At 63.4% G+C, this 12,476-nt stretch carries 12 protein-coding genes; 10 read left to right on the forward strand and 2 right to left on the reverse strand.

Features of this window, described 5'->3' with window-relative positions; all coding sequences use genetic code 11:
- The first annotated feature begins 6 nt into the window (after positions 1-6).
- The 6 genes from ACIPJI_RS10185 (at position 7) to ACIPJI_RS10210 (ending at position 8,350) form a co-directional block, all read left to right on the forward strand.
- Complete coding sequence (locus ACIPJI_RS10185) at positions 7-180, forward strand: AlpA family transcriptional regulator (RefSeq protein WP_307710490.1); 174 nt, start codon at positions 7-9, stop codon at positions 178-180.
- The gene (locus ACIPJI_RS10190; protein ID WP_402245494.1) at positions 177-1,550 is read left to right on the forward strand and encodes a tyrosine-type recombinase/integrase; all 1,374 of its coding nucleotides are present in this window, start codon (positions 177-179) and stop codon (positions 1,548-1,550) included. The genes ACIPJI_RS10185 and ACIPJI_RS10190 overlap by 4 nt, the downstream gene beginning before the upstream one ends.
- A gap of 244 nt (positions 1,551-1,794) precedes the next feature.
- Positions 1,795-2,091 (forward strand): GYD domain-containing protein, encoded by a 297-nt coding sequence (locus ACIPJI_RS10195; RefSeq protein WP_402245496.1) that lies wholly within the window; start codon positions 1,795-1,797, stop codon positions 2,089-2,091.
- Positions 2,092-2,698: 607 nt separating this feature from the next.
- On the forward strand, positions 2,699-7,156 hold the full coding sequence (locus ACIPJI_RS10200) for a hypothetical protein (protein WP_402245498.1): 4,458 nt from the start codon (positions 2,699-2,701) through the stop codon (positions 7,154-7,156).
- 157 nt (positions 7,157-7,313) lie between these two features.
- On the forward strand, positions 7,314-7,781 hold the full coding sequence (locus ACIPJI_RS10205; protein WP_402245500.1) for a GntR family transcriptional regulator: 468 nt from the start codon (positions 7,314-7,316) through the stop codon (positions 7,779-7,781).
- The gene (locus ACIPJI_RS10210; RefSeq protein WP_402245503.1) at positions 7,778-8,350 is read left to right on the forward strand and encodes an HD domain-containing protein; all 573 of its coding nucleotides are present in this window, start codon (positions 7,778-7,780) and stop codon (positions 8,348-8,350) included. The genes ACIPJI_RS10205 and ACIPJI_RS10210 overlap by 4 nt, the downstream gene beginning before the upstream one ends.
- Here the strand turns inward: ACIPJI_RS10210 and ACIPJI_RS10215 are convergent.
- Complete coding sequence (locus ACIPJI_RS10215; RefSeq protein WP_402245505.1) at positions 8,338-8,811, reverse strand: NUDIX domain-containing protein; 474 nt, start codon at positions 8,809-8,811, stop codon at positions 8,338-8,340. The genes ACIPJI_RS10210 and ACIPJI_RS10215 overlap by 13 nt on opposite strands.
- A 2-nt stretch (positions 8,812-8,813) precedes the next feature.
- Positions 8,814-9,572, reverse strand: coding sequence for a helix-turn-helix domain-containing protein (locus ACIPJI_RS10220; protein ID WP_402245507.1), 759 nt, complete (start codon positions 9,570-9,572; stop codon positions 8,814-8,816).
- 712 nt (positions 9,573-10,284) lie between these two features.
- Here ACIPJI_RS10220 and ACIPJI_RS10225 point away from each other — a divergent pair.
- From ACIPJI_RS10225 to ACIPJI_RS10240, 4 genes are read left to right on the forward strand one after another with little or no spacing between them, the layout of a single operon-like run.
- Positions 10,285-10,602 carry a hypothetical protein gene (locus ACIPJI_RS10225; protein ID WP_402245509.1) on the forward strand — a complete coding sequence of 106 codons (318 nt, stop codon included), beginning with the start codon at positions 10,285-10,287 and terminating at the stop codon, positions 10,600-10,602.
- Entirely contained in the window at positions 10,599-11,246 is a 648-nt protein-coding gene (locus ACIPJI_RS10230) for a GGDEF domain-containing protein (RefSeq protein ID WP_402245511.1), read from the forward strand. The genes ACIPJI_RS10225 and ACIPJI_RS10230 overlap by 4 nt, the downstream gene beginning before the upstream one ends.
- Complete coding sequence (locus ACIPJI_RS10235; protein ID WP_402245513.1) at positions 11,243-12,088, forward strand: DUF2637 domain-containing protein; 846 nt, start codon at positions 11,243-11,245, stop codon at positions 12,086-12,088. The genes ACIPJI_RS10230 and ACIPJI_RS10235 overlap by 4 nt, the downstream gene beginning before the upstream one ends.
- Positions 12,088-12,474, forward strand: coding sequence for an RRQRL motif-containing zinc-binding protein (locus tag ACIPJI_RS10240; protein ID WP_402245515.1), 387 nt, complete (start codon positions 12,088-12,090; stop codon positions 12,472-12,474). The genes ACIPJI_RS10235 and ACIPJI_RS10240 overlap by 1 nt, the downstream gene beginning before the upstream one ends.
- Positions 12,475-12,476: the final 2 nt, after the last annotated feature.

Here is a 12,476-nt window from a genome sequence, read left to right on the forward strand (position 1 = left end):
GAGCTGATGACTGTTCCGCAGATTCTCGCGGAGCTGGGTGGCGTTTCCCGCCGGACCTTCTACCGCTGGCGTGAGCTGGGGCAGGGGCCCGCGGCATTCAAACTGCCCAACGGCGAACTGCGCGTCTGGCGGAGCGATTTCAGCGCGTGGCTCCGCAATCTGGAGGGCGCTGCCGCGTGAACTCGCTCGACGTCAAGATCTGGGGTGTTCGAAAGAGGAACACCCAAAAGCCGTCATACGACGTGCGCTGGTCAGTGGCCGGCCGGGTCTTCTCGGAGTCCTTCAGGACCAAAGGGCTCGCCGACAACTACCGCTCCAAGCTGATGCGGGCGGCGCGAGACGGCGAGGAATTCGGTACGGAATCCGGGCTCCCGGGCTCCATGGCTGAGAAGAAGTCGGCCTTGACCTGGTACGCCTTCGCACTGCAATACCTCGCCATGAAATGGCCGCATGCTGCGCCGAACACGCGCGACGGAATCAACGAATCTCTCACGTCTGTGACGGTCGCTCTGCTCGATGACCGGCCTGGGCGCCCCTCCGATGAGCTGCTGCGGAAGACGCTGCGGAACTGGGCCTTCGTCCTTCCCGGCCCCCACGAGCACGAGCTACCGACAGAGATCGGCAACGTTCTGCACTGGGTTGCCAAAGCATCGCGACCGCTTTCAGACCTGGCCGACCCGGTGATCGGGCGGGCCGTTCTCGACTCGCTCAAGCTCAAGTTGGACGGCACCGCGGCGGCTGCCGAGACTGTGCGCCGGAAGCGCCGAACCCTTGTCAACGCAGTGCACTATGCGGTGGACCTGGGGGAGTTCCCGGAGAACCCCCTCACGTCGATCCGGTGGCAGAAGCCCAAGGTGTCGAGCGAGGTCGACCCACGGGTCGTGGCCAACCCTGAGCAGGCACGGTCTCTGCTCCATGCCGTCTCGTACGTCGGTGGCTACCGACGCGCCCGTGGGCGACGGCTCGTAGGCCTGTTCGCCGGGATGTACTTCGGTGGCTTCCGCCCAGCTGAGGTGGTGGGCCTGGCTGAGCCGGACCTGACGCTGCCGACTGTCGGGTGGGGCTCGGCGCTTCTGCATCGGACACGTCCGAGCGTGGGCAAGCAGTGGACCGACTCCGGCGAGAGCCACGACGACCGCGGACTGAAGAACCGCCCGAACGAGGACGTCCGGCGGGTGCCCATCCCTCCCCAGCTCGTCGCAATCTTCCGTGAGCACATCGACACCTTCGGGACCGCCCACGACGGCCGGCTGTTCTTCAGCGAGAACGGGGGAGTGGTCTCCTCGTCGACCTACTACCGGGCGTGGCAGGAAGCCCGGACTCTCGCGCTCCCGCCGGCCGCGGTCGCCTCGCCACTCGCGCGGCGCCCGTACGACCTTCGGCACTCCGCGCTCTCCACATGGCTGAACGCCGGAGTGGACGCCACCGAGGTGGCCGAGCGCGCCGGCAACAGCGTGGAGGTCCTTCTCAGTCGATACGCAAAGTGCCTCGACGGCCGCCAAGAGGTCGCCAACCGCCGAATTGAGGATCTGTTGCGCGAGTACGAGTGATCGCAGACGTCGGTAGCTCTTATGCCCTCGGACTTGTTCCGGGGGCATCGCCATGCCTTGGCTGAGACCGGCGTTCTTGTCCTCAGGATTTCCGCGCCGGTGGCTTCGGGGTTTGTGTCCGGGCCGGGCCATGAAGTCAGGCCGGCTTCTATCACTCGTTCGGATGCGCCTCTCATGCGCATTGCGCGCATGGTGCCCAGAGTTGACCACGACTTGTTGCGTCTACTTTCAGGGGTAAAGGATCATGCCGACGTTTGTTGCGCTGCTGAACTGGACCGACCAGGGAGTCCGCGGCTACAAGGACACTCCGCAACGCGCTGAAGCCTTCACGGCAGCGGCGCAGAAGCTCGGGGTGAAGGTCCTGAACCTCTTCTGGACCGTCGGCCCGTACGACATCGTGGCTGTCGTGGAGGCGCCCGATGACGAGACTGCCACCGCAGTGCTCCTACAGGTCGGCGCGCTGGGCAACGTCCGTAGCACGACCCTGCGAGCCTTCGGCCGGGAGGAGATGGACGGCATCATCGCCAAGGCCACTGGCTGAGGGACTTCCGCGTTGAGGATCTCTTGGTACGAGTGACACGCTCAGCGCGGTACGGATCGAGGCCCCTGGACCTGTCCGGGGCCTTCGCCGTTTCCGGGCATGACCTGCGCCGATGCCTCAAGATCCTGTCCACGAATAGTCCACGGACCCCGACATACGCCCGCTCTGAGCGGCATACGCCTGCACACGCAAGAAGACCCCGGCCTCAGCGTTTCCGCTGGTGACGGGGTCTTTGGGCACCTCATACAGGGTGCCCCCGGCAGGATTCGAACCTGCGCACACGGCTCCGGAGGGCATGCCGCCAACGACGCCTAGACTGGCTGTGACCTGCTTAAACGACCGAGCATCGTGCTGCGGATTCGGAGCTCTATCGCAAACCGTGCGCAGGCCTTCAGGCGGGCACCCCGGGCCTGGCTTTCTCCGAGTTGCACGACCCGTCGGCAACCTGTCGAACGTGCACTCGATCGTGACGGGGCCCGCACAGTCGTCCCATGCCTGCAGACGGGCTGAGCCCAACTTTGTACCTTTGGGTACCTGTTGACGCAGCAAGCCCCTAGCATTGCTGTCTTATCGTGCAGGTCGGCCAGCACCAGAGACTGGGAGAAGAATGAGCCCTCGTCCGGGTGGTGAAACTGACAAGTTCGGCAACCGCTATGAAGGTGCTTGGACTGTCAGGCATCTGCTCTATGTGCTGCTCGGGAGTGCTCAATCCATAACGGTGGAAGATCCCGATCCAGAGCGGGAGCGAGGCGCTGAATTCACTTATCGCCGTTCCACGGTGGAGGAAGTGCATCAGCTTAAGCGCCAGAACCGCAATGTGAATAATTGGTCAGTCGCTAGCCTGCAAGAAAAAGGAATCTGGGAGGACGCTCACTGGCACATTAAGGCCGGGCGACAGTTCCACTTTGTGTCTACGCTGCCGGCTAAGCCGCTGCAAGAACTTACTGATCGAGTCAGACGGTCTCGCGACTTGAAGTCATTCCTGGAGCAATGGCTGACGGAAGAGCTGAGAGACCCTTTCGATCAACTCTCATCAGAGACCATTTTTGGGTCGGCAGAAACAGCCTGGGACGTACTTCAAGGGTTTTGGATCTCGTGGCCCGACGAGCAAGACCTCATCAAAATGAATGCCGCGCTAGCCGAACTCCTGCTAGATGGTTCCTCTGGGCTCTCGGCCGCGCTCACCCTAGGAGACTTGGTTCAACACAATCTCGGCGTCGAGCTGGATTGCGCTGCAATTGAGTCACGCTTGGATCAGTACGGGCTAAGGCGATCTTCGCGGCATAGAGCCGAAACATTCACTGAAAAGGTCACCTCTATCACCGCCGGGTGGGTTTCGAGCGTCGGGCGGGAACTCTTGTGTCCAGTTATCCCCCGAAGCGAGCTTCTCAGCCTTGAGGAGGTGACCTCAGGGCCCGACAAGTTGATCCTTCTGATGGGGTCCGCGGGCGGGGGCAAGAGCGCTGTTCTTCACCAGTTCTGCAGCAGCATTGATTCATCCCAAACACCCGTTCTTGCCTTCCGTCTGGACCGACTGGATCCCTTCTCTACGACGACCGAGCTTGGGCAGCGGATCGGTCTCGATGCTTCCCCTGTCACGGCCTTGGCGTCGCTGGCTGGAGAGCGAGCGAGCGTCCTGGTAGTTGATCAGGTAGACGCAGTGAGCTTGGCCTCCGGGAGAATGCCAAGGAACTTTGATGCTGTTGCCAACCTCGTACGTGAAGCTGAAGCGTTTCCGAACATGCGCATCGTGCTTGCTTGTCGAAAGTTTGATGTTCAGAATGACTATCGAATTCGTGAGCTCGTCGACAAAGAGCGCTGCGCCCACATTGAGGTTCCGGACCTAACAGACGAGCAAGTCAATTCCGCTATTGCAACGATGGGGCTGCTGAGCGGAGAAGTAAACGCTCACCAGAGGAAACTCCTTCGCTCCCCCTTGAACCTGGTACTGCTCAGCAATATCTGCGACGACTCTTCAGCGCTCTCGTTTAGAACAACGAAGCAACTCTTTGACAGCTTCTGGCGACGTAAATTGACAGACTGCGTTCAAAGGAAGGAAACTGTCAGGTTTGAAAAAGTGATTTCGACCCTGACTGAGGCAGTAAGTAGGCGCCAGCGGCTCTCCGTGTCGGTGACCGTACTTGATGCTGAAAACCTGGCCGTTGACGCCGGAATCCTGATCTCCGAGCGTGTCTTGGTTCAGGACGGTCAACAAATCGCGTTCTTCCATGAAAGCTTCTTCGACTATGCTTTTGCGCGCAGGTGGATTGACGGCCATGAGTCAGTGGTCGATTTCCTACTGGATGGTGAGCAGGAGCTCTTTCGTAGAGCACAGGTTCGGCAGGTGCTAAACCACCTGCGTGAGGAGGACCCTGAAAGATTCGTAAATGATGTGGAATCAGTGCTGACACATTCGGAGGTGCGTTTCCACATCAAGGATGTGGTTCTCGCATTGCTGGTGGCGCTGCTAGATCCCACGCCACATGAGTGGGAGATGGTGGAAAGAGTTCTAGCTACCCATCCTCCGTTCGCCGAACGACTCCGACGCTCCTTGCGGACGGCCCCATGGTTTGAACGAATTGATGCAGAGGGAGTGGTCGAAGGTTGGTTGGCAGGTAGCGATAAGGAGGAGCACTCACTCGCCCTTGAAACCATGGCAGGGGCGGCAAGGATCAATCCGGACCGACTTGCCGAGATTCTAGGAGCCCACAAGACTTCGAACCACTACCAGACGTGGCTGCTGGGAATAGTGCAAGTAGCCGAGCTTCACAATAGTCGCTCGCTTTTCAACCTGTTGCTTGAAGCAGTGCGGAATGGTGTATATGCGGAAGCTGCTTCCGCGCTTTGGATATCCGCGCATGGGCTTGCCGATCAACAGCCTTCATGGGCGATAGAGCTGCTGAACGCGCATCTCGCTGAACGCCCGGGATGCATGGTTGTGGACGGTAACGGAAAGGTCGTTGCCCTCCTTGATCGGGACTATAGTGCAAACCAACTGATGGAAGTTGGTGCTGCGAGGGCGCCTCAGCAGTTCTGTGAACTCTTGCTCCCGTACATGCTGCGTGTCATGTCGGCTACTGCCATCAGGGGCGCAGCCAACCAGCCCGTTTTGGATCGACAATTCTCCTACCGCTTCCCAGGGACGGGGAATCACGAGTTGGAGGACTCGATATTGGCCGGCGCTGTATCCGCGATCCGGGCAGTCGTGCTCCACGACCCGGTGGCGGCAGTGCCAACACTGCGAATGCTTGCTACTGACTCTCACGACACTGCTCAGTGGCTCCTATATGAGGGTCTCAAGGCTGCAGGTGACACGCATGCCCGATGGGCTGGAGAGTTGTTGCTCGAAGGTGTCCAGAGGCTCATCAGTGGGTATCCAACATCAAATCTTGTTTGGCAGACACGGGAACTTCTCCTCGCAACCAGTTCCTTCATGCCTGACGAGGTATTCAATCAGCTGGAAGGCCTGATCCTGCATGTCCGATTCCCGTGGGAAGACGGCAGGTCGTCTGGGTGGCATCAATTTAATCTTCTGTCTGCACTGGACGAGGTTCGCATCTCGGAGGTGGGGCGACGGCGGCTCGCTGAACTTCGCCGGCGCCACGGTGCCGACCACCCTGCCGAACCCCAGGGAATAACCGGAGGATTCCTAGGCCCCCCTATTTCCCTCACTGCTGCCGAGCGAATGAGTGATGCCCAGTGGCTGCGCGCTATAGCTAAGCACCATGACGACCGAAGAGATTGGGAGAAGCTTACGGGGGGCGCTAGTGAGCAGGCGAGTGTTCTAAAGGAACAGACCAAACGGGATCCTGCTCGATTCGCCCGGCTTGCCTTGGAATTCAGCGAGGCCACCAACTCTGCCTATGGCAATGCAGTCCTTATGGGGCTTGCAGAAGCAGAGCCGCTCTCCGATGCGAGCCCCGTATTCGCCGCTGTCAGGCACATCGCCTCTCTAGGCAACCATGACAACGATCGTTGGCTTGGCACCGGTCTTCGAATGTATCTCCAGGAGGTTCCCGAAGACCTCCTCGAAATTTTGATTGACCGCGCCTTGAGTTCGACCGATCCAGAAGATGGAACCCGAGCGATTCGAACTTCGAATCAGGAGAATACTGAAGCTCGAGATATTTGGACCTCTGGCTTTAACACTGCCCGTGGAAGCCTCGCGGAAACGCTGGGTGACATCCTCGTCTACGATGCAGACGGTTCCCGAACTTCGCTCGTCCTACCAAGCATGCTTCGCTTGGCTGTCGATCCAGCAGTTACCGTACGTGCATGTGCCGCGCACCTCATCCACGCGTCTATGCGACATGCTCGTTCGGAGGCGCTAGCAGCCTTTTGGGAGCTGATTGAAGCTGAGGATGCATTGCTTGCTACGCGGCCTGTAGTGCGACTCATGGTTTACATCGGTAAGGATGACGTTGCGCTCATTAGGCCGGTGATTGACCGAATGCTGGCGTCCAGTGAATATGAGGTGCGTGAAGTGGGCGGTCAGCTGTCCGCTGTTGCTGCTGCTCAATGGGGTGCGCTAGACGCTCTCGAATTGGTCGTCGCCGGCAACGATGTGGCCGCTAGGAGAGGGGCCGCGTCGGTATGCGCTCACCAACTGGCTGAAGCCCCCAACTCCACAGTGATCCGGAGAGCCTTCTCCCAGTTTGTTCGGGATTCCGAAATGGATGTACGCAAGGCTATCGCCGAATTCGCCCCCGCGATCCGTGGTGCGCGAATGCGCCCTCTGCGCGGTCCTATCCAGGAGTTGATCGACTCTCCCGCTTTTGATGAAGCGCTGACGCAACTGCTTATCACTCTGCAGCATGCACCGGATCGGGTGGACGACCTGGCGCTTGCATGTGCTGAACGTTTTGTGGAAGTCAACGGTCCTGACGCTGCTGACGTTCGAACTGGCGCGGCTGCAGATGCGAGGTACATTGGCGAGCTAGTAGTCCGTGCCTATGCCCAATCGGGAAGTGTGTCGGCCCGACGCAAGGCTCTCGACATCCTTGACAACTTGCTTCTAATTGGTGCATTCGGTGTTGCGGAGTTGATTCTGAACGCTGAGCGCTAGATACGGGCCGAGGATAGCCATCGGGACGTGTCCAGCGGCGTAGGCTCGTCGCTCGGGCAATACGGGGCTGATGCGACACTGCGCGGTGCCAGCCCCGCAGCCGCAAGCTCCGGCCTCATGCGACGCTTGGTCCAGGAAGGATAGGGAGGGAGGTCGAGTGCCGCAGCAGGCTAGCCCGCGGGGCACCTTCGCCAAGATTGCCGAAGCGGTGAAGGCCGAGATCGAGGCCAGGCCCGACATGACGCAGCTGCCAACACTCGGGGACCTCATGGAGAAGCACGGGGTATCCAGAGGCGTGGTCATCCGAGCCTTCGGAGTGCTTCGGGAGGAAGGCCTGGCAGAACCGGTGCCGGGAGGCCGATGGCGCGTGATCCGAGAGGGAATGCGTCAGGAGCGCCGACCGATTGCGGAGGTCCTTGCCGAAGTGATCGATTCGGACAACCTCGAAGTGGGGCAGGCGTTCCCTAGCACGTCCGCCCTGGCCACCCGATTCAGCGTCTCGCGCCCGACTGTGGCCAAGGCGCTGGACAAGCTGGAGGCTGCGGGGCTGCTGTCCGAAGGGCGACAGGGGAAGCAGCGCACTGTATTGGCTCTGCCTGGGCAAGAGGAGCGTGCCGAAGGGTGAGTACAAGAGAACTGGCCGGGTGGGCGTTTCCGCTCGCGGAGTCGCTGCTCGCCGAACCGCTGCCACGCAGGTGGCAGCATTCCATCGGTGTTGCGGAGCGGGCGCGATCCATCGCGCCGATCCTCGGTACTGACGCCGACCTGTTGGAGGCCGCGGCGGTGCTCCATGACATCGGGTATGCGCCAGACCTCGCCAAGACGGGTTTCCACCCGCTCGATGGTGCCCGGTACCTCCGGGACGTGGCCGGCGCAGACGAGCGGGTGATCCGGCTCGTCGCGCACCACTCGTGCGCATGGATGGAAGCGGAAGCGCGCGGCCTGCGGGACGAGCTGGAGGGGGAGTTCCCTCGCGGGCATCCGCATCTCACTGACGCGCTCTGCTACTGCGACATGAACACCACGCCGGACGGCATGCCCACCAACCCGGTGGACCGCGTCAACGAGATCGCCGGGCGGTACGGGGCTGACAGCCTGATCGGCACGTTCATTCGGCGCGCCGAACCGGAGATCCTGGCCAGTACTGCCCGTGTGCTGGAGCGGGTTGCCGCGGTGAAGCGTCAGCCGATGTAGGGGGCGGTGCGCGTCGGGTCCATGGCGTGCTCGATGCGCAGGCGCATCGTGGGGTGGATGTCGAGTTCCGTGAGGTCCGCCGGGGCGACCCAGCGGACCTGTGTTGTCTCGTTGCTCGTACGCACGTCGCCGCCGACGGGCCGCGCCCGGAAGCAGATGCTGAACTGCTGCCGTGCCTCGCCGTCGTCGTAGAGCATCACGTGTCCGGGGTCGGTGTAGATCCCGGACATGCCAATGACTTCAGCCTTGATGCCGGTCTCTTCCCACACCTCGCGGACCACGGTGTCGCTGATGGATTCCCCGACGTCGTGTCCGCCGCCAGGGAGTGCCCAGCGACCGTTGTCGGACCGCTGGATCACCAGCACCTCGCCTGCGTCGTTCTGGACGAACGCGACGACGGACGGCACGACGGAGTTGGCCGGCGGGGCGTCGGGGTCGTGAAGGTAGTCAATGCGTCCCATGCTCAAGCTCCCGTGAAGTCGTGGTCCGTCACCTGGCGCGCGCCTCCCCAGGTCTGCTCGATGCTATTCGCGTAGGTGTCGAAGAGGCCGCCGCCTGGCAGCCGTCGGAGATGCAGGACGGGCGCCATGTATGCGCCGATACCGTAGACGTGCGTGTTCACGAGCATTTCGTCATCCGCCCGGAACAGCGAGTTGTAGAGCGTCGCGTCATGGAGCCGGAAGCCGATGTCTGGATGACTGGCGAACAAGGGCCGATAGTTCATCAGCGCATTGCGAATCTTGCCGTCCATGATCTGGTGACCCTCGTCTATGCCGCGCTGCTTGACCGCAGAACAACCTGGGTCCCCGAGCAGGATGCGCACTTGGGCGTTCGCCCCGACCTTCGCCTTGAGCAGCTCGTGGAAGAGCGGGTCCTCCGACAGCCACAGTCCGGAGTAGACGAGAACGTCGACGTGGGACTGGGCGCGCCCGTAGATCTCCCGCCACAAGCCGGGGGGCACCATGTGCCGGTGCGGGTAGACCGTGACGATCTCAGCCTTGCTCAGGTCGGAGGCGCTTTCGACTGTGCGGGAGTCTTCCCACAGCGTCGTCACATCGACTTTGAGCAGTGACGCCGTCGCGTACTGATGGCGCCGATACGGGACTTTTCCTTGGGTGATCCAGCGTTCGACAGTCTTCGGATTGACCTCGATCGCGTCCGCCAGGTCCTGCACGGTCATGCCCTGCGCCAAGAGGGCCGATCTTAAGCGCTCGTTGGACATCTCAACCCCCGATGGGACGTCTAGGGACTTCCTGACGGTAGCGAGATCGCCCCCGGGTGTCCACGCGCGAGGTGAACAACGCCCGCCACCTGCATCGATTCTGATGGTGCGCCAAGAAGATCCGGCGCGAGAACCGGAGAGTCCGTCGACAAGCTTGACGGGCCTCGATGCAGTACCTGTAATAGAGGTACCGCATCGGCCTCGGCTCGATCGCGGTTCTCAGCGACTCGTGAGGGGCCTTCTTTGGGCTGCTCAACAGCAGAGGGCGGGGACGCTGCAATCCCGCTAAAGGCCAGGTGGAACAGGGTTTCGGCCCGTACTGGCGAGGTGGCCCGGCGACCGCGAGCAACGGCCGGAGGGTGGGGACGCAGGTCCCCCTTGCAGTGCGACACCACAGATAACCAGCGAGCAGAGGAGTCCTGATGCGGCAGTTAAGTACATAGGCGCTGCTCGTGCTGGACCGGCACGAGCGGTAAGGCCTCATGCGTCTCCCTGATCCGCCACTGACGTGCACCGGGACAGCCGGTGACTCGCGGACTCAGGTCATCTGCGCGGCTGATGCCGCGGCCGGTTGCCTCCCCTGCCCGTCCGGAGCCTGCTCCGTACGGACAGGGCAGAGGGGAGCTGGAACAAGGCTCTATGCCCCGGCGCTCGTCTCTCGCCAAAGACCCGAGCGCCCGGTCTCTCCGTCCCTCCGACTCAGGAGCACCGCATGCGCACGTACATCGGAAACCACGAGGCCGCGAACGCGGCCGAGTTCGAAGAGCTGGCGCTCGGCTTCGACGAGCTGCCCGCCGGTATCGACCGCGACCTGTTCTGCGGTCCGCTCACACACGAGACGCCCGAAGAGCGGGCGGCCCGCCTGGATGTGGCTCGCGACGTCATCGCCGACCTGGTCGCCCAAGGCAAGGGCGGTGACGAGGTTGCCGCGTGGGACGCGCTGTACGCCGACGCGCTGACCCGTACGGTGCCGTTCCTGCGCGCGGCTCGCGCGGCCGGCCGCTTCTCCGGAACGGGGGAAGCGGCATGAGTTACACGCTGACGGCTGTTTCTGCCGCGCTACCGGTGGCGGCCGGTTGGTCGCTCCACAGCCTGCGCCTGCGCCGTCGGGTCGAAGCGGCGCGTCGTGACCCGCTGACCGGTCTCGTGACCCGGGATGTGTTCACCGAGCGCGCCGCGCGGGTCCTCAGGAAAGGACAGAGCGCGGTCTACCTGATCGACCTGGATCGCTTCAAGCAGATCAACGACACCCACGGGCACGCCGCCGGGGACGCGGTGCTCCGCGCCACGGCGAAGCGGCTCACGCACTGGGCGCCGACCAATGCCGGCATCGTGGCCCGCTTCGGCGGCGACGAGTTCGCCGCCGTCACGCGCGTACTCAGCCGTACCGACCTGATCTCGCAAGCGGACGAGCTGGCCCGCTTGCTCAGGGCACCGGTCAGCTTCGAGGGCCGCCAGTTCGTCGTCGGTGCGTCGATCGGCGCGGTCCCCTGTGACTCGAACGGCCCGGACCTGTCCGCGCTGCTGCGGCGGGCAGATGAAGCCATGTACGGGGCGAAACAGAACGGCGGGGGCCGCTTCCTCGCGGACGGTCCCACACCGGTTCACCGCACGGTCAACGGCCGTCGTGCCGGCCGCCGTGGCACTGCGGGCGGTTCGGGGGTGGCGTCGTGAACCGCACAGCAAAGGGCCTGCTCGTTGTCGCCCTGGTCGCCGTTGTCGGCATGGCCTTCCGGGTGTCCTGGAACGCCCTGCGGGACGTCGCCACGGCGACCGGCGCGGACGCTACGGCGGCCACCCTGTACCCGTTCGTGGTCGATGGCCTGATGGCCCTGGCGCTGGTCGCCACGCTCGTACTGACCGGCGACGCCCGTCGGTTCGCGCTGCGGGTGCTGGCCGGGTACACGCTCGCTTCCCTGGTCCTCAACTACGTGCACGGGCTCGTTCCCGAGCTGCACGGCCGGGCGGTCGACTGGAGTCGACTGGCCGACTGGGCGCCCGCGAACTGGGTGCTCGTGCTGCTGGCCACGTCGCTGCCGGTCGGGTCGATCTACTTCGGCTCTGACCTTGTGGCGAAGGTGCTGCACCACCGACCGGCACCGGTCGCAGGTCAGGACGAAATTCCTCAGCCCACCGCAAATCGGTTGGTGTCTGACCAGCACGAGTCGGCCCCTGAGGAACCGACCGTGGCGGCCGAACTCCCCGCTCCTGAGTCGGCTGACCCGCCGGTTAACGAGCCGGTCGAGTCGGCTCCGACGCTCGCGGTCGCCGCTGCCGAGTCGACCCCGCGCCGGGCGACCGGTCGGGTGCCCGAGTCGGCCCGCACGCCCCGACCGACCCGCACCCCGGAGCAACTGCTCGATGAGGCTCGGTCGGTCACGGCCGACTGGTCGGATGGCGAGCTGACTGCGGAGGCGATCCGCAAGGCGGTCCGCACATCGTCCGCAAACGGCCGCACCCTGCGCGACACCCTCAAGGCAGAGCGCGCCCAGGAGCCGGACGAGGTGGCTGCCTGATGTCGCTCACGTTCGGCAAGTGCTTCAACCCGACCGGCGCGACGTACGGGGTGCCGACGTTCCCCTGGAAGTTCGCCCCCGATGGCTACGCCACCCGTCGGCAGCTTCGGCCCCGCGGCTTACGGCCCGGTGGCCAGCCGGTCGCGGCGCAGGTGATGCGCCGCGCCCGCCGACGTCGGGCCGGGGTGCTGGTCGCCTACCTGTACCGGATCGACCAGGCCAAGCCCGTCCGGCCGATGACGCCGGGCCGCGCTGCCGCGCTCGCCAAGGCGATGCGCGCCCGCCGCACCTGCCCCAAGTGCCGGACGGACGCCGGTTACTGCATCCCGACCTCACTCGGCATGTGCGTGACCTGCGCCTACCCGCAAGACCAGCACACCGCCTGACC

Origin of the sequence: Streptomyces sp. NPDC086835 (genome assembly GCF_044745705.1) — a bacterium.
Taxonomy (GTDB): Bacteria; Actinomycetota; Actinomycetes; order Streptomycetales; family Streptomycetaceae; genus Streptomyces.